Source organism: Haloarchaeobius iranensis, assembly GCF_900103505.1.
Taxonomy (GTDB): Archaea; Halobacteriota; Halobacteria; order Halobacteriales; family Natrialbaceae; genus Haloarchaeobius; species Haloarchaeobius iranensis.
In genome coordinates this window covers 233,173-254,042 of the sequence record NZ_FNIA01000004.1, presented here as the reverse complement: position 1 = coordinate 254,042, position 20,870 = coordinate 233,173, and the positions used below count along the sequence as shown (strand labels likewise).

At 70.4% G+C, this 20,870-nt stretch carries 18 protein-coding genes and 1 pseudogene; 4 read left to right on the top strand and 15 right to left on the bottom strand.

The window, feature by feature from the left end; genetic code table 11:
• A pseudogene (locus tag BLT27_RS05365) lies at positions 1–270 on the bottom strand (IS6 family transposase); the annotation flags it as partial.
• A gap of 142 nt (positions 271–412) precedes the next feature.
• Between BLT27_RS05365 and BLT27_RS05360 the strand changes: the two are divergent.
• On the top strand, positions 413–901 hold the full coding sequence (locus BLT27_RS05360) for a DUF5799 family protein (protein WP_089732017.1): 489 nt from the start codon (positions 413–415) through the stop codon (positions 899–901).
• Here BLT27_RS05360 and BLT27_RS19660 read toward each other — a convergent pair.
• The 3 genes from BLT27_RS19660 to BLT27_RS05350 all read right to left on the bottom strand — a co-directional run bounded on the left by BLT27_RS19660 (position 898) and on the right by BLT27_RS05350 (position 5,776).
• A complete protein-coding gene (locus BLT27_RS19660; RefSeq protein ID WP_175526390.1) occupies positions 898–1,044 on the bottom strand; it encodes a DUF7557 family protein in 147 nt (48 codons plus the stop codon). The genes BLT27_RS05360 and BLT27_RS19660 overlap by 4 nt on opposite strands.
• 36 nt (positions 1,045–1,080) lie before the next feature.
• On the bottom strand, positions 1,081–2,058 hold the full coding sequence (leuB, locus tag BLT27_RS05355) for a 3-isopropylmalate dehydrogenase (RefSeq protein ID WP_089732006.1): 978 nt from the start codon (positions 2,056–2,058) through the stop codon (positions 1,081–1,083).
• Between the two features lie 106 nt (positions 2,059–2,164).
• Complete coding sequence (locus BLT27_RS05350; protein WP_089732005.1) at positions 2,165–5,776, bottom strand: tetratricopeptide repeat protein; 3,612 nt, start codon at positions 5,774–5,776, stop codon at positions 2,165–2,167.
• Positions 5,777–6,523: 747 nt separating this feature from the next.
• Here BLT27_RS05350 and BLT27_RS05345 point away from each other — a divergent pair.
• Together BLT27_RS05345 and BLT27_RS05340 are read left to right on the top strand one after the other, a co-directional pair.
• Positions 6,524–7,051 carry a hypothetical protein gene (locus BLT27_RS05345; protein WP_089732004.1) on the top strand — a complete coding sequence of 176 codons (528 nt, stop codon included), beginning with the start codon at positions 6,524–6,526 and terminating at the stop codon, positions 7,049–7,051.
• Between the two features lie 73 nt (positions 7,052–7,124).
• The gene (locus BLT27_RS05340) at positions 7,125–8,378 is read left to right on the top strand and encodes an acyl-CoA thioesterase/bile acid-CoA:amino acid N-acyltransferase family protein (RefSeq protein WP_089732003.1); all 1,254 of its coding nucleotides are present in this window, start codon (positions 7,125–7,127) and stop codon (positions 8,376–8,378) included.
• A 4-nt stretch (positions 8,379–8,382) separates the two neighbouring features.
• Here BLT27_RS05340 and leuD read toward each other — a convergent pair whose 3' ends face one another.
• The 7 genes from leuD to BLT27_RS05305 all read right to left on the bottom strand — a co-directional run bounded on the left by leuD (position 8,383) and on the right by BLT27_RS05305 (position 15,763).
• Entirely contained in the window at positions 8,383–8,997 is a 615-nt protein-coding gene (gene leuD, locus BLT27_RS05335) for a 3-isopropylmalate dehydratase small subunit (protein ID WP_089732002.1), read from the bottom strand.
• Positions 8,990–10,420 carry a 3-isopropylmalate dehydratase large subunit gene (leuC, locus tag BLT27_RS05330; protein ID WP_089732001.1) on the bottom strand — a complete coding sequence of 477 codons (1,431 nt, stop codon included), beginning with the start codon at positions 10,418–10,420 and terminating at the stop codon, positions 8,990–8,992. The genes leuD and leuC overlap by 8 nt, the downstream gene beginning before the upstream one ends.
• Positions 10,420–10,773 carry a DUF7989 family protein gene (locus BLT27_RS05325; protein ID WP_175526389.1) on the bottom strand — a complete coding sequence of 118 codons (354 nt, stop codon included), beginning with the start codon at positions 10,771–10,773 and terminating at the stop codon, positions 10,420–10,422. Before BLT27_RS05325 ends, leuC begins: the two co-directional genes overlap by 1 nt.
• 2 nt (positions 10,774–10,775) lie before the next feature.
• Positions 10,776–11,834, bottom strand: a complete 1,059-nt coding sequence (gene ilvC, locus BLT27_RS05320; RefSeq protein WP_089732000.1) for a ketol-acid reductoisomerase — start codon at positions 11,832–11,834, stop codon at positions 10,776–10,778.
• Positions 11,831–12,451 (bottom strand): acetolactate synthase small subunit, encoded by a 621-nt coding sequence (gene ilvN / locus BLT27_RS05315; RefSeq protein ID WP_089731999.1) that lies wholly within the window; start codon positions 12,449–12,451, stop codon positions 11,831–11,833. The genes ilvC and ilvN overlap by 4 nt, the downstream gene beginning before the upstream one ends.
• Positions 12,448–14,214, bottom strand: coding sequence for a biosynthetic-type acetolactate synthase large subunit (gene ilvB / locus BLT27_RS05310; RefSeq protein ID WP_089731998.1), 1,767 nt, complete (start codon positions 14,212–14,214; stop codon positions 12,448–12,450). The genes ilvN and ilvB overlap by 4 nt, the downstream gene beginning before the upstream one ends.
• A 340-nt stretch (positions 14,215–14,554) precedes the next feature.
• Entirely contained in the window at positions 14,555–15,763 is a 1,209-nt protein-coding gene (locus BLT27_RS05305; protein WP_089731997.1) for a LeuA family protein, read from the bottom strand.
• Between the two features lie 263 nt (positions 15,764–16,026).
• Here BLT27_RS05305 and BLT27_RS05300 point away from each other — a divergent pair, with 263 nt between their 5' ends.
• The gene (locus tag BLT27_RS05300) at positions 16,027–16,479 is read left to right on the top strand and encodes a ferritin-like domain-containing protein (RefSeq protein ID WP_089731996.1); all 453 of its coding nucleotides are present in this window, start codon (positions 16,027–16,029) and stop codon (positions 16,477–16,479) included.
• Here BLT27_RS05300 and BLT27_RS05295 read toward each other — a convergent pair.
• Genes BLT27_RS05295 through BLT27_RS05280 form a run of 4 tightly spaced genes read right to left on the bottom strand, consistent with a single transcriptional unit; the run spans position 16,476 to position 20,799 of the window.
• The gene (locus tag BLT27_RS05295) at positions 16,476–17,465 is read right to left on the bottom strand and encodes an ABC transporter permease (RefSeq protein WP_089731995.1); all 990 of its coding nucleotides are present in this window, start codon (positions 17,463–17,465) and stop codon (positions 16,476–16,478) included. The genes BLT27_RS05300 and BLT27_RS05295 overlap by 4 nt on opposite strands.
• Positions 17,462–18,259 (bottom strand): ABC transporter ATP-binding protein, encoded by a 798-nt coding sequence (locus BLT27_RS05290; RefSeq protein WP_089731994.1) that lies wholly within the window; start codon positions 18,257–18,259, stop codon positions 17,462–17,464. Before BLT27_RS05290 ends, BLT27_RS05295 begins: the two co-directional genes overlap by 4 nt.
• Positions 18,256–20,187: a NosD domain-containing protein gene (locus BLT27_RS05285; protein ID WP_089731993.1), complete on the bottom strand. Its 1,932-nt coding sequence runs from the start codon at positions 20,185–20,187 to the stop codon at positions 18,256–18,258. Before BLT27_RS05285 ends, BLT27_RS05290 begins: the two co-directional genes overlap by 4 nt.
• 3 nt (positions 20,188–20,190) lie before the next feature.
• On the bottom strand, positions 20,191–20,799 hold the full coding sequence (locus BLT27_RS05280; RefSeq protein WP_089731992.1) for a nitrous oxide reductase accessory protein NosL: 609 nt from the start codon (positions 20,797–20,799) through the stop codon (positions 20,191–20,193).
• Positions 20,800–20,870 lie beyond the last annotated feature (71 nt).

Sequence of the window (20,870 nt, the reverse complement as noted above, 5' to 3'; positions counted from 1 at the left end):
GAGTTGGATCACGGTCTCGTCGACCGCGACGTGATCCGGCGAGTGACCGTCCTCGGGCTGTAGATCAGCCTTATGCACCCAGTTGTGGACGGTCGATTTGACGCGGTCAACACCGAACAGTTCGAGAATCGAAACAGTATTCGAAAGCGAGAGACCAGCAAGATGTAGTTGAATACTGAGCTTCATCAACAGTCGCGGTGTTGCTTCTCGCTCCACAAAACCTAACTCGATCTCGTCCAAAGAGTCGTTGAGGCGGGCATTTTCTGGCATAGAGCACTAGAAAACTGCTCCGCCTCACCTTTCAATCCTTATCTGAACACCGCCGTGTGAACGGGAGAAAAATTCTTGCCCGGGGGCGGCGGTCGTGCGCGCGAGCGCAATCCTGATACGGATGCTCACGAAACGTCGTGACATGAACAACCGCTGGACGGACCAGGTCGTCGGCGAGCGCATGACGGTCGACAAGGAGTTCACCCAGGACGTGATCGACTCGGAGTTCTCCAACCAAGAGTGGAACCTCATCATGAGCGCGGTCGAGTTCGAGATAGAGAACCCCGAGTCGCCGGCGGACGCCCGTATCGTGGCGAACACGGAGAAGGTGGCGACCATCGTGCCCGAACTCGACGACATCAACGCCCAGATGCAGGCGATGGGCGGCGCGCCCGGCGGCGGGTCACGCGACCGCGGCTCCGGCGGGGGCGGCATCGTGGACTCCGTCAAGTCGGCACTCGGGATGGGTGGCGACGGCGGGGAGGACGAACCCGACCAGGAGCGTATCGACGCGGCCAGCGAGCTCGCGGGACGGTACGGCGAGGAGCTCCAGGCACATCTGGAGTCGAAGGGCCGCTGGGCGGAGATCTGTGCGGTCGCGGCGCAGGCACCGACCGACGACGGGCCCTAGCCGTCGCCCGACCGGAACATCGTCAGCTCCTCCGCCTCGTAGATGTTCATCAGCTCCGTGACGAGCTCGTCGTAGCTCTCGTCGTCGACGCGGAGACTGTCGAGTCGTCCCACCGTCTCCTCGCGGAGCTCTATCTCTGGCATGCGAACGCATACGACGTGGGAACGGAAAACTCTACCTCAGAGCCTGGCCAGCACGGCGTCCGCCACGTCCTCCGTCGAGGCCTCGCCGCCGAGGTCAGGCGTGTGGGGGCCCTCGGCGAGTACGTCCTCGACGGCGGCGCGGACGCGGTCGCCCTCGTCGTCGTAGCCGAGGTGCGAGAGGAGCATCGCGGCCGAGAGCAGGGTCGCGGACGGGTTCGCGACGCCCTCGCCGGCGATGTCGGGGGCGCTCCCGTGGACCGGCTCGAACAGGCCGTTCTCGGGGCCGACGTTGGCCGAGGGGAGCAGCCCGAGGCCGCCGACGAGGCCGGCCGCGAGGTCCGAGAGCACGTCGCCCGCGAGGTTCGGGCAGACGACGACGTCGAACTGCTCGGGGTCGAGGCAGACGTGGGTCGCGAAGGCGTCCATCAGCACCGCCTCGGTCTCGACGCCGTGCTCGTCGGCGACCCCGACGACGGCGTCCCGGAACCGGCCGTCAGTCTCGCGCATCACGTTCGCCTTGTGGGCGACGTGGAAGCCGTCGAGGCCGCGGTCGTCGACGTAGTCGCAGGCGAACTCGGCGAGTCGTTCGGAGGCCGAGGTCGTGACGACCCGGGTGAGCGTCGAGAGGTCGTCGGAGAGCCGGTCCTCGTGGCCGGCGTAGACCCCCTCGGTGTTCTCTCGCAGGAAGACGAGGTCGGTCTCGGGCCGGAGCGCGTCGACGCCGGGGTACGCGCGCGCCGGCCGGACGTTGACGAAGGAGCCGACTGCCTCCCGGAGCGGGAGCACCACGTCGGCGGCGGTCTCGCCGGCCGCGCCGAACAGCGTCGCGTCGGCCTCGGCGACGAGCTCGTACGTCTCCTCGGGGAGTGCACTGCCCGTCTCCGCCTTCGTCGCGTCGCCTGCCTCGCCGTGGACGAACTCGAACTCGCCGACCGCGTCGAGCACGTCGACGGCGACCGGGACGACCTCCTGGCCGATGCCGTCGCCGGGCACGACAGCGATTGTCTCTGTCATGACCGAAGCCACTCGTCGTGCTCAAATCAGGATTCCGGAAGGGGCCACATCCGCCAGCACCGTGTCGCCGCGGGTGCGGGGTCGTGCGAGGCGGGGCCGGCCCCGGTCAGAGGTCGCGACGCGCCCACCGCTCGCCGAGGCTGACCGCCACGCCGGCGTCACGGGCCCGTTCGCACCACTCGGCTGCCGTCTCGCGGTCGTCGACCGCGGCACACGCGTCGACGAGCCCCTCGACCGCGTCCTCCGCGCGTCCGTCCGCGCCCACGCTGAGGAAGTACGGCACGGCGTCGGCGAGGTGCTCGCGGGCCACCGCCGGCTCGTCGGCCGCGAGCGCGGTCAGCCCCCGCTCGAAGCGTGCCCGGGCGGTCGAACCCGCCGCGTGGCTACCCTCGAGCGCGTCGAGTGCGCGCTCGAGTGCCGCCGCTGCGGCCGCGAGGTCGCCGCGCTCCCGCTCGGTGACGCCGCGTTCGGTCGCGACGAGCGCGACGGCGGTCGGTTGCCCACCTGCCGAGACGAGGTCGTGGGCCCGGTCGAGTGCGCCGACCGCCGCTTCGTACTCGCCGTGCTCCCGGCGGGCGGTCGCCAGCGCACAGCGCGACCGTACCTGCACGGCCCGGTCGCCCACCTCCTCGGCGAGTTCGACCGCCCGCTCCGCGTCCTCGAGTGCCTGCCCGGCGTCGCCGTCGCGGGCCAGGACGAGTGCTCGCCCGCGGCGCAGAATCGCCGCCGTCCGGCTGTCGCCGGCTTCCGCCGCGGGGGCGAGCCCGCGTTCGTAGTGCTCGCGGGCGGCGGCGTCGTTCCCGCGTTCGTACTCGACGTCCCCGAACGTCCCGAACAGTGCAGGGACGACCGCGCGTTCGTCTATCTCGCGGGCGACCTCGATGGCCTGCTCGACGTGCCGCTCGGCCGCGTCGAGGTCGCCGGCCGTGAGTTCGAGGTTCGCCAGGGTGGCCAGGCTCTCCCCCTCGAGCGCCCGGTCACCGAGGTCCCGTGCGAGTTCGAGCGCGCGGAGGAACCGCTCGCTGGCAGTCTCGACGTCGCGGCGTTGGCGGTCGAGCTCGCCGAGGTGGCTCAGGACGGACGCCTCGCCGCGGCGGTCGTCCAGGTCGCGGTACCGCTCGAGGCTCCGCCGGAGGTGGTCGGCCGCGGTCCCGTGGTCGCCCCGGTACGCGGCCACGAGCCCCCGTTCGCGTCGCGTCTCCGCCTCCCCACGTGGTTCCTCGAGCGCCTCGAACGTCTCCAGCGCCGCCGAGAGCTCGGCCTCGGCCTCGTCGAGGTCGCCCCGCCCGTGGGCGATCTGCCCGAGGAGGAGGCGGCTCTGGGCCACCTCGCGTGGGGAGTCGAGCGACTCGGCGAGGGACCGGCGTTCGCGGGCGTGACGCTCCGCCGCCTCGTGCTCCCCACGGCGGCGGGCGATCTGACACCGGCCGTACAGCGCGGTCAGCCGGCGTTCGTCGGTGTCGACATCGGGGCAGTCGCGCGCCGCCTCGACGAGGGTCTCGAACTCGGCGCTCGCCCGGTCGAGTGCACCGGCTCCGGTGAACAGCTCGCCACGGGCCTCGATGGCCCGTAGCCGCGTCTCGTCCGAGCACGCCTCGGGTAGTTCGATGGCTGACGCGTCGGTCGTCCCGAACAGGGGTGCGAGCTTCGGCGCCGACGTGCCGAGGTCGAACACCGTCGTGACGGCCTCGTCGGCCCAGTCGGTCGGGTCGGCGACGATGCCGTCCAGCGCCGCCGTGTGGCGGCTGGCTGCTGCGGCGACGGCCGCCCGGTCGTCCGGGCTGTCCGCGAGACCGAACAGGCCGTTCACCGCGGCCGCGAACCGGTCCGACGCGTCCTCGCGGTCGTCGCCGACGCGTTCGAGGTAGCGGGTCGACCACGTCTCGGCGACCGAGCGGTAGCCGGTCGCGCCGTCGGTCGGCGAGCCGAACAGGACGTGGCCGTGCAGCCGCGAGAGCGCCTCGTCGACCGTCGCAGCCGTCTCGTCGTCCGGGTCGCGGCCGCCCGCACGCAGGTACGGCTCCGCGACCGGGAGGCCGGCCGCGTTGAGCACGTTCGCGAGGATGCCGACCTCGACTGCCAGGTCGCCGCAGTCGTCGAGGTCCCGTCGGAGCCGGTCGACGTCCTCGTCGAGGGTCGAGGGCGTCCCGGGCTCGTAGGGGGCGAGTGGCTCGACGTAGCTCGCGAGGCGGTGGAACAGCAGCGAGATGGTGCCGGGACTCTCCGACCGCACGTCGCGCACGACGTCCGCGACGGGGACGGCGAGCGCCTCGTCGGTCAGGTCGTCGACGCGCGCCACCACGCGCTCGACGTCGGCGTCGGTGAGCGGCGGCATCGTCACCGTCTCGACAGCCTCGTGGCGGAACGACTCGAGGCGCGCGTCCATCGGGAACTCGTCGGGGTCGCGCCACTCCGACTCGCGGGCGTCGACGAGGAACGCAACGTCGTCGTCGCCGTCGAAGTCCCGCATCACCTCGAACACCGTGTTCGCGGTCGCGCGGACCGCGTCCTCGGCGACGACGAGGACGGGGCCCCGGGTCGTCTCGATGAACGCGTCGAGGGTGGCGCGCGACTCGAACGGCTGGCCGCCCGCGCTCCGCCGGTAGAGCACGGCAGCGTCGTCGTGCTCGTTGAACCGGCAGGCGACGCGGCGGCAGAGCGTGCTCTTGCCGGTCCCCGGCGGCCCGACGAGCGCGACCGACTCGCCGTCGCGGACGCGGTCGAGGAGTGTCCCGGTCACCGAATCGCCGTCCCTGGTCCGGTCGACGGCGTAGCCGGCGTGGACCTCGGGAAGTCCGAGTCCGGCCCGACACGCGGTCGCCGGCGACATCGGTTCCCGGCGCTCGAAGTAGCGGTCGTCCACCCGGACGAATCCCTCGGAACGGAGCGTCGTCGGGAGACGCCCGCCGGTCAGCGACGGCAGGTCCGTGTCCGTGGCCGCGTCCCGGAGCGCCGCGGTCGCCTCGTGGGTGTCCGCGGCGATCGACTCGTACCGCTGCTCCGCCCACGCGACGGCGTCCTCGTCGTCGGTGTGGAGGAACCCCGCGACGTCGTCGCCGCCGTAGGCGACCAGTGTGACCGCCGTCTCGGGGGCGTCGGTGAGGACGAGCCCCACGGGCGGGACGTCGCCGGTCCGGGCGCTGAACGCCGACGAGTCGGCGAGTTCGGCGACCATGTAGGGGAACTCCTCGCGGAGTCGCGACAGCTCGTCCGCGCTCGTGTGGACGGTCACAGGGGTCCCGTCGCGCACCGCCCGGGCGTGGCAGAGACGCAGGTGTCGCGAGTCCGCGAAGTGGGGGACGACGGCACGATAGCGGTCGGCATCGCGCAGGCGGGCGGCGAGATGTTCGAACAGCCGGTACGGGCCGTCCGTCGAGGCCTCGGTGGCCCGGGTGACCAGTTCGAGCGGTACCGGTCGGTCCGGGGGGATGGCCTCGAGCACGTCTCTGGCGGCGAGTATCTGCTGCTGGTCGAGAAGGAACGACCGGTATCGTTCGGCCGCGAGCCGTCCGGCCTGTGTCGTCACGTACCCCTCGGTCTCCCGGGTCACCAGTCCGGCCTCGTCCAGCTCCTTCACCGCCCGGTCGACCGTCGAGCGCGAGTGGTCGAGGCTCTCGACCAGGTCGGGCTTGTGGGCGGGGCCGGTCTGCAGGCGCTCCAGGAACTCGACCCGTCGTGCGATGACTTCGATTTCGTCGGGTTCGGCCGACAGGTCCATATCGTGCCACGGGAGGGAGTTCTGTTAAATCTTTGCGACGAGGTGCCACACTACAATCATATCGGTTCTGATACTTCTCGGCACGGCGTGAACACGCTCTCAGTCGGTGAGATAAGTACACGTGGCCCACAACGAGACGGACGCCGATGGAGGGGACGTCGCAGTCACGACCCATCGGGAGCCACCGCCCGCGCCGTGCCCATCTGGGCCCGTCGTCCTGTGGTCCGCTGACACCGACCACCGTACCAGGGGAGACCCCGAGACCACCTGTCGACCACGGACACTCGATGCCGTCGGCGGTCGCCGGCTGGACGGTTGGGGGACCGTTCGGCCGACGGTCGTCGACACCGGCTCAGTGCAGTCGGCTCCAGGTCGATGCTCGCGACACCGAACGTCGGCAGCCGTTGGGACGCCACGTCGCCTCTCAGGACGCCCGGCGTCCCACTCCGACCCGCTGACAGTGGAACCCGAGGGGGAACGGCCCCATCGTCGCGGCAGCGCGCCGCGCCGAGACCACGCCACCACCACAACACTTTTATCCCCGGGATGTGAATATTTACACGCAGGAGCAGTGCGAATAGAAATCAGCAGTTTCTTGTATCAGTCCCCAGTAGCAACTGTTCCCGGTAGCGAGCCGGCACCCACGACAGGCCAGGACTCCCGCTGACGACAGTGTACCGCCCGACGACGAGCGACAGCCACGTCGCTCGTCGACCGAGATACGCGACCCCGCTGCCCACGTTACAGATGCACGACACGACACACGACACGACTGTAGTGCCGAACGACCCGACCGAACTCGCGGCCCGCGACGACGTCGAGGAGGTCACCCAGCAGTTCGTCCACGAGGACCACGACTACTGCGAGGAGGAGTACGCCGGCCGCGCCATCGTCGGCGTCACCACCGACGCGGGCGACCTGCTGCTCATCGTCGCCGGTGGCGGGGAGAACGCGGTCCTCCCGAGCCCGAAGGTCGAACACGACGACGACTGGGCCGAAGCAGCACGCGCCGAGGTCTCCGAGGTCGCCGGCATCGACGTCCGCATCACCGGCGTCGAGCGCCTCAGGCACGCCGAGCAGGTCCTCGGTGGCGGGGGCGACCCGGCCGACGTGACGACCCACCTCGTTCTCGCGGCCGAACCGGTCGCCGCCGACCCCGAACTCGCACCACCCGAGGACGGGTCGTGGACCGTCGAGTGGGTCGACAGCTACCCCCACCACATGCTCGACGAGGACAGCCCCTCGGGCGACGACGTGGGCCTGTTCCTCGACTGACCCCGCGACGGTCCTCCCCGCGACCGGCCCAGAGCCAGCACAGCCCACGACCACCCCGCGACCATCGACAACCATGGCAGAACACACACCACAGAACCCCGGTACAGTCGACGACCAGCCACCGACCGCCGCCGACGGCCTCACCGTCCACGCGCCAGCCCACAGCCCGAACGACGAAGCAATCGCCGTCGCGGTGTCCGGACTCGCCGCCGGGGAGCCCGTCACGGTCACCGCCGAACTCGTCGCCCACGACGGCGTGACCTGGCGCTCCGAGGCGACGTTCACCGCCGACGGGGACGGGACCGTCTCGCTCGCCGACCACGCCCCCGAATCGGGGAGCTACGGCGGCGTCGAGCCGATGGGGTGGTACTGGTCCATGGCCGCCGACGACGAGGAGACGCGCTTCCCCGCCGTCAGCGACGAGCCGACCATCGACGTCGAGCTCCGCGCCACCGCGGGCGACCGGTCCGCGAGCCGGACAATCACCCGCCAGGTGTACGACGAGAGCGTGACAGCCCGCCCGGTCGACCACGACGACGTGGTCGGCACGCTGTACGAGCCACCCGGCGAGGGGCCCCACCCGGCCGTCGTCGAGCTCCACGGCTCCGCCGGGCGGCTCTCGGACTCGACCGCGAAGGCCCTCGCGAACGAGGGGTACGCCACGCTCGCCATCGACTACTTCGGCGAGGGCGGCCCCATTCCCGACGACCACCGCAACGTCCCGCTGTCGTACTTCGACACCGCCGTCGACTGGCTGCGCGACCAGCTTGGGGTCCATGAGGGACCGGTCGGGCTCGTCGGCGCGTCGCGCGGCGCCGAACTCGCCCTCCTGCTCGGCGCCCGCCGGGACTGGGTCGGCGCGGTTGTCTCGTACGCCGGCAGCGCCGTCATGTGGGACACGCCCTCGGGCGAGCCCGCCTGGACGGACGACGGCGAACCGGTCCCGCACGTCGTCGCCGACCCCGTACCCGGCGCGTCCGTCGAACAGGGGCTCACCGACGAGCAGCTCGAGCGCGCGACGGTCCACGTCGAGGAGACGGACGGCCCCGTGCTGCTGCTCTCCGGCGGCGACGATGAGGTGTGGCAGGCCCGGTACCTCTCCGCCCTCGCGATGGACCGGCTGGAGGCGGCCGAGTTCCCACACCGGTTCGAGCACCACACCTACGACGGCGCCGGCCACTACATCGGGCGGCCGTACGTCCCGATGGCCGGTGTCGGGCCCGCCGACCGCGCGAAGGCGACGGCGCACGCGGCGGCCGACTCCTGGCCGCGTGTGAAGGCGTTCCTCGCGGATGGGCTCGGGACGACGGAAACGGGAGAAACGTAGCCGGTCAGGCGGTGTCGACGTACGGCAGGCTCGCGGCGGTCTCCGCGACCGCCTCGGCGTTCGCCTTCATCAGCGCCGTGGTGTCCCAGACGCCCTCGACGAGCGCCTTGCGCTGGGCGTCGTCGACGGTGACATCGACGGTCGTGTCGCCGTAGGTGACCGTCTCGGCCGCGACGTCGACGTCGACGTCGCCGTCCGGGTTGTCGTCCACCCAGTCCTGGATGGTTTCGACGGTCTCGGCGTCGGCCGTCACCGTCGGCACGCCGAGCGCGAGGCAGTTGCCCGCGAAGATCTCCGCGAACGACTCGCCGACGATGGCGTCGATGCCCCAGCGCACGAGCGCCTGCGGGGCGTGCTCGCGGGACGAGCCACAGCCGAAGTTCGCGTTGACGACCATCACCGAGGCGTCGCGGAAGCGGTCCTCGTTCATCGGGTGGTCCTTCTCGTTGTCGTCGTCGTCGAACCGCTGGTCGAAAAAGGAGAACTGGCCGAGGCCGTCGAACGTGACGACCTTCATGAACCGCGCCGGGATGATCTGGTCGGTGTCGATGTCGTTGCCCCGCACCGGGATACCCGAGCCGGAGACGTGTTCGACGGTCTCCGCAGGGCCATCAGTCATCCACGACCACCTCCGTGTTCTCGACCTCGCGAACGTCGGTCACTTCGCCCTCGACGGCCGCGGCGGCGACCATCCGGGGGTTCATCAGGACGGTGCGGCCGTCCTTGCTCCCCTGGCGGCCGACGAAGTTCCGGTTAGAGGAGGAGGCACAGGCCTCGTCGCCCTCCAGCTGGTCCTCGTTCATGCCGAGGCACATCGAGCAGCCGGCGTTGCGCCAGTCGAAGCCGGCGGCCTCGAAGACCTCGCGCAGGCCCTCCGCCTCGGCGGCCCGCGCGACGCGCTGGCTGCCCGGGACGACCATCGCGCGGACATCCGGGTGGACCTCGCGGCCCTCGACGACCCGTGCCGCGCGGCGCAGGTCGGGCAGTCGGGCGTTCGTACAGGAGCCGAGGAACGCCACGTCGATGGGGTAGCCGTCCATCGTCTCGCCGGGCTCGACGCGCATGTGCTCCTGTGCGCGACGGGCGGTGTCCGCCTTGTCGGCGGGCAGGTCCTCGGGAGCCGGGATGGGTTCGGTGACGCCGACGCCCTGCCCGGGCGTGGTGCCCCAGGTGACCACCGGCTCCAGCTCGCTGCCGTCGATGGTGACCACGTCGTCGTACTCGGCGTCGTCGTCGCTGGCGACGGACTCCCAGTACGGCAGCAGCTCGTCGAACGTCTCGGGGTTGTTCTGGAAGTACTCCGTGTCCCGCAGCCACTCGAAGGTGGTCTCGTCGGGGTTGACGTAGCCCGCGCGAGCACCGCCCTCGATGCTCATGTTGCAGATGGACATGCGACCCTCCATGTCGAGGTTCTCGATGGCCTCGCCGGCGTACTCGTAGACGTAGCCGACGCCGCCGTCGGTGCCGAGCCGCCGGATGATCTCGAGGATGACGTCCTTCGCACCGACGCCGTCGGGGAGTTCTCCCGTTACCTCGATCTTGCGCACGTCCTTCTTCTCCATCGCGATGGTCCCGGTCGCGAGCACGTCGCGGATCTGGCTCGTGCCGATACCGAACGCGAGCGCGCCGAACGCGCCGTGGGTCGAGGTGTGGCTGTCGCCACAGACGATGGTCTTGCCGGGCTGGGTGAGCCCCTGCTCCGGCCCGATGACGTGGACGATGCCCTGGTTGCCCGAGGTCGGGTCGGAGAACTCGATGCCCGCATCGTGGACGTTCTCCTCCAGTTCCGCCATCATCCGCTCGGCCGCATCGTCGGCGTAGGGACGCGACTGGTCGGCCGTGGGGACGATGTGGTCGACGGTGGCGTGCGTGAGCTCGGGGTACGCGACCGCCATGTCGCGCTCCTCGAGCATCCCGAACGCCTGCGGGCTCGTCACCTCGTGGATGAGGTGCAGGCCGACGAACAGCTGCGTCTGTCCGGTCGGCAGCTCCGTGACCGTGTGGCGGTCCCAGACCTTGTCGTAGAGCGTGCCCTTCGACATCAGTCGTCGTCCCGTTCGCTATGCTCGCCCCCGCGCTCGAACACGCGGTTGGCGGCGGCGTCTTCCGTGGTCCGATGGCGTACGTCGGCCATGACGTCCGGGTCGTCGTCGGACTCGTCTCCGTCGGTGTCGTCGCGCGACTCGGACGCGCCGTCCTCGTCCGGGTCGGCGTCGAACGGTTCGGCCCGCCGCTCGTCCTCACGCGTCGGGTCGCGGCCGCCGTCGGCGACGATGGTGACTCCGTGGTCGAACACCTTCCCCATGCTCTCGCCGGTGTATGGGTTGGTGTGGCTCACGTCGCTCATCGCTCGGTTCTGGGTGCTGGTCTCTCGCTTGCGGGTGCGTTCGGTCATTGTCAGTCGTCCGCCTGTGGCGGGGTCGCGTCCTCCTCTTGTTCGGTCGGTTCGTCGTCGGCCCACGCGAAGAGCCCGCGCAGCTCCTCGCCGACGGCCTCGATGTCGTGGGCCGTCTCGGCCTGCCGGAGCTGGTCGTAGCTCGGCCGGCCGGCCTGGTTCTCGGTGATCCACTCGCGGGCGAAGGTGCCGTCCTGCACGGCCTCGAGCACCTCCTCCATGTTCTCGCGGGCGTGCTCGTCGACGATCTCGTCGCCGCGGGTCAGACCACCGTACTCGGCGGTGTCGGAGACCGAATCCCACATCTCGCCGAGCCCGCCCTCGTACATGAGGTCGACGATGAGCTTCATCTCGTTCATGCACTCGAAGTACGCCATCTCGGGGCTGTAGCCCGCGTCGACGAGCGTCTCGTAGCCCTGCTTGATGAGCGAGGTCACGCCGCCACAGAGGACGGCCTGCTCGCCGAACAGGTCGGTCTCGGTCTCCTCGCGGAACGTCGTCTCGACGACGCCCGCGCGGGTGCAGCCGATGGCATGGGCGTACGCGAGTGCCTCCTGGGTCGCCTCACCAGTCGCGTTCCGGTACACCGCGAGCAGGCCGGGCGTGCCCTCGCCGCGCTCGTAGTTGCGCCGGACGATGTGACCCGGGGACTTCGGCGCGATCATCGTCACGTCCACGCCCTCGGCGGGGCGGATCTGGTTGTAGTGGACGTTGAAGCCGTGGGCGAACTGGAGGGTGTCACCCGGCTCCAGCGCGGGCGCTATCTCCTCGTACACCGCCGGCTGGACGGTGTCGGGGACGAGCACCGACACGATATCGGCGGTCTCGGCCGCGTCGCGTGGGGTCTCGACCGGCAGGCCGTCGGCCTCGGCGGCCGCGCGGGAACTGGAGTCCTCGCGCAGGCCGACGACCACGTCGACCCCGCTGTCGGCGAGGTTCTGTGCGTGGGCGTGGCCCTGGCTGCCGTAGCCGAGCACGGCGACGGTCTTGCCGTCGATGTAGCTCGCGTCGGCGTCGTCGTCGGTGTACACTGTCGTCGTCGTGGAGTCGTCTGTCGTCATTGGTTGGTGGATTGCGGAGTGGTGTCGTCGGTAGTCGATTCGGTGCCGCGGGCGAGCGCGGCGGTGCCGGTCCGGGTGACCTCGCGGACGCCGAAGCGCTCGAACGTGTCGACGGCCGCGGCGATCTTCTGGCGGCTCCCGGTGATCTCGACGGTGACCGTCTCCGGGCACGCGTCGACGGTGTTCGCGTCGTACATCTCCGCGACCGCGGCGACCTCGTCGGGGTTCTCGGCCTCGACCTTCACGAGCGCCAGCTCGCGGTTGATGGCGTTGCCTGGCAGCTCCTTGACGGAGATGACCGGGATCTGCTTCCGGAGCTGCTTCTCGATCTGGTCGATGCCGGGGTCGGACTCCTCGGTCACGACCGTGATGCGGGCGCGGGAGTCGTCCTCGGTCGGGCCGACGGTCAGGCTCTCGATGTTGAACTGCCGCCGGCTGAACAGCCCGGAGACCTTCGAGAGGACGCCGGGCTCGTGCTCGACGAGCACCGAGATGACGGCACGGCGTGTCGCCGGCTCCGCTTCGACCGCTGGGTCGATGCGGATGCCCTGTGCGTTCCGTCGGCCCTCGGGCGTCGCCCGCTCGTCGGGAGCGGGCCCGGGCAGTCCGGAGCTCACAGGTGACCCTCCTCCAGCGCGAACTGGCCGTTGTCGCCGCCGCTCGGGACCATCGGATAGACGTTCTCCTCGGGGTCGATGTAGCAGTCCAGCACGGCGGGACCGTCGTACTCGAGCGCCTCGGTGATTGCGTCGGCGACCTCGTCGTACTCCGCGACGGTGATGCCCTTCGCGCCGAACCCCTCCGCGAGGGTGGCGAAGTCCGGGCACCAGTGGTACTCGGAGGCCATCCGCCGGCGGTCGTAGAACGCGTCCTGCCACTGGCGGACCATCCCGATGTGCTCGTTGTTCAGCACGACGACGGTGATGTCGAGGTTCTCGCGGACCGCGACCGACAGCTCCTGCATCGTCATCAGGAACGAGCCGTCGCCCTCGAAGGAGACGACCTGCGTGTCGGGGGCGGCGACCTTCGCGCCGATGGCGGCGGGCAGGCCGTAGCCCATCGTCCCCAGCCCGTGGCTGGAGACCCAGGTGCGTGGCTCGGTGTACTGCCAGTACTGGACCGCCCACATCTGGTGCTGGCCGACGCCGGTCGTGACGATGGCGTCGTCCTCCGTCGCCTCGTCGAACGCCTCGACGACGAACTGCGGCTTCAGCGGCTCGTCGTCGGGCGTCGAGTAGTCCATCGGGTACTCCGACTTCCACTGCTGGCAGGTGGCGCGCCACTTCTTCGTCTCGGGCGCGGCACGCATCGCCTCGTCCAGCTGCGTGACGACCGTCGCGGCGTCGCCGACGAGCGGGTAGTCCGCCTTGACGTTCTTGCTGATCTCGGCCGGGTCGATGTCGACGTGGACGACCTCGGCGTCGGGCGCGAACGTCTCGATGCCGCCGGTCAGGCGGTCGTCGAAGCGGCAGCCCACCGCGACGAGGCAGTCGGTGTGGGTGATGGCCATGTTGGCGTAGCCGGTGCCGTGCATGCCCGCCATCTCGAGCGCCAGCTCGTGGTCCTCGGGGAACGCGCCGACAGCCGGCATCGTCGTCGTCACCGGCACGTCGTAGGTCTTCGCGAACTGCCGGACCTCCTCGCTGGCGTCGCCCTTGATGACGCCGCCACCGACGAGCAGCAACGGCCTGTTCGCGGCCTCGATGGTGTCGGCGGCCTCGCGGACGGCCGACGGGTCCGCGCGCTCGGTCACCTGGTAGGTGTCGGGCGTGGTCGGCGGCCCGGGTTCGTGGTCGGTCTCGTCCTGCGTGACGTCCTTCGGCAGGTCGACGAGCGTCGGGCCGGGACGGCCCGCGGCGGCGAGGCCGAACGCCTCGCTCACGTCGTCGCCGACGGTGTCGGCACCGCTGGCGAAGTAGTTCGTCTTCGTGATGGGTGCCGTGACGCCGGTCGTGTCCGTCTCCTGGAAGGCGTCGTTGCCGACGAACTCGGTCGGGACCTGCCCGGTCAGTGCGACGACCGGGTCGGAGTCCATCGAGGCGTCGGCGATGCCGGTGACGAGGTTCGTCGCGCCGGGGCCGGACGTGGCCATGCAGACGCCCGGCTCGCCCGAGACGATGCCGTAGGCGTCGGCCGCGTGGGCTGCGCCCTGTTCGTGGGCCATCGTCACGTGACGCACCGCCTGGGAGTCGTAGAGCGCGTCGTAGACGGGCATGATCGCACCGCCTTGCACGCCGAAGCAGTACTCGACGCCGGCGTTCTCCAGCGCCTCGACGACCGAGGTCGCGCCGGTGCGTGGGCGCTTGGGCTCCTCGTCCTCGGTCGGTGTCGCCTCACCTGACGCCCCGTCCGTGGGTGCGGTGCTCGCTCGTTCGCTCATGGACTCGGGCCGTCGAACGGTGTGTTGGTCGTGGGGCGATACCGGTGGTCACCCGCGGCTGGCGGGCGACGGGTGGCTGTGGTTCGTGTGGGTGTGTCGGCGGTGTGCATCGGTGTCGTACGGACGCTCGGCTGTGGGTCTGAGGTCGGTGCAGAAACGGTCGGTGGAGGGGTGATTGTAGGGGCTAGACGGCCCCTACAATACCGAGAATACGTACGACGGCGCGACCGCTGTCGAGGGGCAGGCCCCGGACAGTCGGTCGACGTCTCATTACTGGAGACGTAGGGCGAGCCCGGTATATAAACGTTGGCGGTCGTGCAGTCCTTGCCGCCCCACTGCATCAGACCGACACCTCCTCCCGGTCCTCGACCCGCTCGATGTCGACATCGCGTGCGAACTCGCGGACCGTCGACGCGGTGACCCGTTCCTTCTCGGCACCGCGGTCCTTGACCATTCGCGTGACCTCGCGGACCTCGCTCTCGGTCGGGTCGTAGCCCGCTTCGACCAGGTGCTCGCGGACGGCGTTGACGCCCGTGTGCTTGCCCAGCACCAGCTCGCGGGTCGCGCCGACCATCTCCGGGGTCATCACGCCGGGTTCGAACGTGTCGCTGTTCTCGATGACGCCCGCGGCGTGGATGCCGGACTCGTGGCTGAAGGCGTTGTCGCCGACGACCGGCTTGTTCGCCGGCACCGGCATGTCCGAGCGCGCCTCGACCAGCTTGCTCAGCTCGGTGATGCGCGTCGTGTCGATGCCGGTGTCCGTCTGGTACACCGACTCCACGGCCATCACGAACTCCTCGTAGGCGGCGTTGCCGGCGCGCTCGCCGATGCCGTTCACCGAGACCTGCGCCTGCTCGGCACCGGCCTCGATGCCCGACAGCGCGTTCGCCGTCGCCAGCCCGAAGTCGTCGTGGGTGTGGACGTCGATCCGTGCGTCGGTGTGGCCGGTCACCGTGTCGATGAGGTCGTAGAACCGCCGCGGCGTGGCGACCCCGCAGGTGTCCGGCACGTTGATCCAGTCGGTGCCCGCCTCGGTGACGGCCTCGACCATCTCGACCAGGAACGCCTCGTCGGTCCGGGTGGCGTCCATGGGCGAGAACATGCAGTCGACGCCGGCGTCTTTGACCTGCTCGACGGCGTCGATCGCGCGTTCTTTGACCTGTTCCCTCGTGGCGTGCATCGAGTCCTCTATCTGGACGTCGGAGGTGCTGACGAAGACGTGGACCATCTCCACGCCGGCGTCCAGTGCGGCCGCCACGTCCTTGTCGACGACGCGGGCGAGCCCGCAGGTCGTCGCGTCGGTGTGACTGGCGATGTCGGAGACAGCCTCGAACTCCGCGTCGGAGTTGACGGGGAACCCGGCCTCGATGACGTGGGTACCCATCTCGTCCAGCACGGCCGCTATCTCTCGTTTGTCCTCGTAGGAGAACGATGTCCTCGGGGACTGCTCGCCGTCCCGCAGTGTGGTGTCGAAAACTCGTGCAGCGTCGAACTCGTCAGTTACGTCCAGGGTGCCCTGGAAGAACTCGACCGCCCTGACGGGTGTCAGAGCGAGTGTCGTTGTGAGACATCGTACCCGTTGGGAGGTGCGAACTCCTATATAAGCCTGGTGCTGTGACAGGTCCCTGGTCGGGCGGGATACCGGGTCATCGACCGTGGCAGTCGCGAAAATCCGGGGCGGGCGTCGCCTACTGTCGGATATGCATTCCTTATATTGTTTGCAGCTCCGGCCGGGGCGGCAGCCCGAGGCGAGCGCCGGCGCAGGTGGCCGGCTACCCCAGCGTTAAACGCCTGGTCGCCGTCAGTGTACACATGTCGGACCAGGTAATCCAGCTCCTGAAGCAGGCGTACGGCGACGAGATCGAGACCGTGATGAACTACATGTCCAACTCCATCGTGCTCGACGGCGTCCGCGCCGAGGAGATCAAGGAGAGCCTCGACCAGGACATCCAGGAGGAGCTCACCCACGCGCGCCAGCTCGGCGAGCGGCTGAAGCAGCTCGACGACGCCCCGCCGGGGTCGATGGCGTTCGAGGCGAGCCAGGAGAGCCTCCAGCCGCCCGCGGACACGACGGACGTGCTCGCGGTCATCGACGGCGTCATCGAGGCCGAGGAGGACGCCATCGAGACCTACCGCTCGCTCATCCACGCGGCCGAGGCGGCCGACGACCCGGTCACCGAGGACCTCGCGGTGACCCTCCTCGCCGACGAGGAGGCCCACCGAACGGAGTTCCGCGGCTACCGGAAGGAGTACCGCAAGGACTAGTCCTCGGGCGACCCGTCGGGGGCACCGGCTCCGCCCGACCGCTCGTCGCTGCCATCCACTGACTGTTCGACCGACGCAGCCGCCGGCTCGCGCTGGTCGGCGGCGGCGTCCGTGGACGCATCTGTCCCCCGTCCGGCCGACAGCGTCTCGACGACCTGCCAGCGCTCGGTCGGCGGGTCCGACCAGACGGACAGCGCCGCCAGCACGAGCGAGCCAACCAGCCAGAGCGCCAGCCCGACGACGTTCGCGAGCACGGCCGAGACCGGGAGCGTCGCGGCCTCGACGGTCCGGATGGAGAGCGCGAGTGTCAGCCCGCGGAACGCGCTGTTCGGGCTGAGCGCGAGCAGGTACCGGAGCGCGTCGGGGTCGACCACGCCCGAGGAGAGCGCGGCGACCAGTCCGAGGTCGAGGCCCACGGTGAGGAGGACGAACACGCCGACGGCGGCCGCGATGACGGTCCGGCCCCGCGCAGCGACCGTCGAGACGGCGACGACGGCGGCCAGCACGACGGCGGCGTAGCACGTCGCGAGCAGGACGAACCGGAGGTAGGTTCCGAAGGGGCCGTCGCCGCCGTGGGTCGCGATGACCGGGTTCGCGGGCGGGCCGAACAGCGGCACGAACAGCCCGGCGACGAGCAACGTGACGAACACGAGCGAGAGCACCGCCGTCGCCCGCCCGACGAACACGCCGACGACGTAGGTCCGGGGGCGGAGCGGGTACGTCCGCAGCACGTCGAGCTCCTTCGAGGCCGCGTCGGCCTGGATGGCCCGGTAGCCGAACGCCACGGCGAGCAGCGGCACGAGCACCTCGACGGGCGTGAGCAGGTCAGCGACGAGCGGGACGTAGCCGGTCAGGCTGCTGGCGTAGGCGAGCCACCAGACGACCGCGGCGAAGCCGACCGCGGTCGCGATGTAGGCCGGCGTCCGCGCGACGATGGTGAGCTCGCGCTCGACCACGGCGAAGAGGTCGTCGGTCTCACCGCTCATGCGTCATCCTCCGTCTCCGGGTTCGACCCCTCGCTCTCTGCCTGTCCGTCGGTCCCGGTTCGTCCGGCTCGCACCGTGCGTTCGTCGCCGACCATCCCGCGGAAGGCCGCCTCCAGCGTCTCCGCACCGGCGTCCTCGATGACCGACTGCGGCGGTCCGTCGGCGATGACGTCGCTCCGGTCGAGCACGAGCAGCCGGTCCGCGGTCTCCGCCCCGACGAGGTGGTGGGTCGCGAGGACGACCGCGACGCCGCGGTCGGCGAACGCGTCGGCCGTCTCGAAGATGTGGCGCCGCATCGCCGGGTCGAGCCCGCTCGCAGGCTCGTCCAGCACGAGCAGCGGCGGGTCGCCGAGCACCGCACCGGCCATCCCGAGCAGTCGCTTCATGCCGCCCGAGAGCGCGCCCACCCGGCGGTCGGCGACGCCGTCGAGCCCGACGAGTTCGAGCGTCTCATCGACGTCCGGGTCGTCGGCGAGCAGTTCGGCGTAGAACGACAGCGTCTCCCGGACGGTAAAGCCCGACCGGAACGCGGGCTCCTGAGGGCAGAAGCCGATCGGGCGGTCGCCGGTGGCCGCGACCGCGACCGAGCCCTCCGTCGCGGGCAGCAGTCCCGCGAGCACCCGCAGGAGCGTCGACTTGCCGGAGCCGTTCGGGCCGACGACCGCGGTGACGGTGCCGGATTCGAGGGTGAACGATACGTCGTCGAAGACCGTCACGTCGCCGAACGCGAGCGCCACGTCGTCGACGGTGGCGACCGGGTGGGACGCCGCCGGAACGTCGGCGTCCTCGCTCATGCCAGCACCCCCGTGCCTGCTCGCGTCGCGCTGGTGTTCAGTGCGGCCGCGACCGCCGCGGGCCGCACCGGCCGGACCTGTGGTGCCTCGTCGACGACCCCGCGGCTCCGGAGGCCGGGGAGCGAGCCCTCCTGGGACCGGAGCAGCTGGACCGCGGGCGAGGTGGCGAGGACGTGGGCGTCGGGCGACGAGGCAGCGTACCGGTCCACCGCGCCGGTCGGTTGGAACGGCCGGTCGATGAAGCCGTCGCGGTCGCTGTCGACGCCGGGTGCGCCACCCCAGTAGTTGCCCGCACCGTCGTCGGTCCAGATGCGGACCGGGCCGAGCGAGGTGGAGACGTAGCGGTCGTTGCCGACGACGTCGTTCGCGGTGACGACGTTCGTTGGGATGAGCGTCGAAGCGCGGATGCCGACGTCGTTGCCGACGACGACGTTCCGCGCGAACAAAGACCGGTCCGAACCGACGTCGAGTCCCTCCTCGTTGTCGACGAGGGTGTTCCCGACGACGTAGGAGGCACGCCCGGCGACGTCGATGCCGACGGCGCTGTCGGTGACGTGGTTGCGCGTGACGACGTTGTCCTCGGGGAGCGTCATCACGACGACGCCGGTCCGGGTCCGCGTCGCGGTGTTGTTCGCGACCAGCGTCCCGGAGGTGTACATCTCGTGGACGCCGAAGCGGAGGTCCGCGAAGCTGTTGTTCCGGACCACCGTGCCGTCGCCGAGGTGCATGTAGACGCCGTCGCGGCCGCCGACGAACGTCGAGTCCTGCACGACCATGCGCGAGTGGACGGTGATGGTGCTCATGAACCCTTCGCGCCACGGCGTCTCCCCGTCGACGCGCACGTCCTCGATGACGACGCCGTCGCTGTAGCGCACCGTCACGCCGTTCGTGGGCGTCTCGATGTACACGTCGGCGACGTACGAGCCGCCAGCGTCGTCGAACTCGATGCCGGAGGCGGCGTAGCCGTAGGCCCGGAGCACCTGTGCGTCCCACGCGTCGGCGTCGACGGTCAGGTTCGGCCGGGCCTGCTGCTGGCCGATGCCGCGGATGGAGAGGTCGGTGACGGCGACCCGGGCGTCGAACGCGCGCAGGACGCTCCCGTTGCCGTCGCCGACGAGCCGGGTCTCGTTGACACCGGCCCCGCGGATGGTGAGTGGTTTGCGTACGGTCCGGTTCACGTCGTGGTACTCGCCGGCCGGGAGCACGACCGTCGTGTTGGGCGGCGCCCGTTCGATGGCCGCCGCGAGCGTCGGGGCGTCCTCCCCGACGACGACGGAGACGGGGCGGTCACGGAGCTGGCGGGCGTCGGCCGCCGCGGTGTCCGCCCAGCCGTGCCGATCCGTAGTGCGTCGCTCGGCGGCGGCGAGGGACAGCTCGGACCGGTCGAACGAGTGGGCCTGGAGACCCTCCCAGCCGACGACGGTGCCGCCGAAGCTGTCGGTGAACTGCTCGGCCGCTGCTCGCTCGGAGAACGGCACGACGGCGGCTCCCCCGGGATGTCGCGCGTCGGAGTCGACGACGAAGTGAGCGCTCTCGACGGCGACCCAGTCCGTGTCGCCGCCGGTCACACGCAGGAAGCCGTCGTCGCCGGCGGCGAGTTCGGCGTCCGCGTAGTCGGTGACGTAGATGGAGAGCGGGACGCCGAACTGGCGCTCGTGGCCGTCCCGGTCGAGCTCGGTGACGAGCGAGGAGAGCCCCTGGTGGCCGACGACGTACCGGTAGCGGGAGTAGAACACCTCGGCCCGCGGCACGGCCAGGGAGCGCTCCTTGACGACGCGCTGTTCGGCCTGGGTCAGGTCGCTCATCGTGATGGCGTCGTCGAAGTCGACGACCGATGGCCCCTCCCCGGGGTCGACGTCGACGACGAAGACACCGCTGGTCACCAGCAGGACGGCGGCGAGCGCGGTGACGAGGTAGCGCGCGTACACGGCTCACCGACCGACGAGCGCGGGGGTGATGTCGTCGAACGAGACGACCTCGCCGCCGTACTCCCCGGCGAAGGCGTCGGCGTCGCCCGCGTCGGAGAACGGGACGAAGTCCGCACCCATCGCGCCGTTGACCTCGCTGCCGACGACGTAGGAGAGGTCCTGCGCCAGTGCGAACGCCTCGGACTCGGGGTGGGAGCTGATGTACGGTGCGTCGTCGGACGACGAGACGCTGTACTCGACCGCGGAGTAGTCAGTGACGTAGATGCCCGCCGCGGTCCGGCCCTGGTCCCGGTTCTCGAAGAGGTGCGGGAACAGGCACTGCTTGAGCGCGTCGAACCGGAACGGCGCGTCGTGCTCGGCCGGCGCGTACTCCTCCCAGAATATCTGGCCGTTCGCGCCCGGGTGGTTCGCGATGACCATGCCGCAGTTGTCGCAGGCGTCGCCGCTTCCGATGGTGATGGCAGGGGGGGCGGATCCGCCACCGTTCCCTCCAAGACAGCCGGCGAGCGCGGTGGCGGCGAGTGCGCCGCTCGCGCCGAGGACCGTCCGTCGCGACACGCCGTGGTCGTCAGTCTCCGCGGGGCTCGTCCGGTGGTGCTGGTGTCGGCACATGGTGTAACTCGTCTGCGTGGAAACCGCTCGTCCTGATATTGTGTTCGGGGGACAATATCAGTGCCGATGGT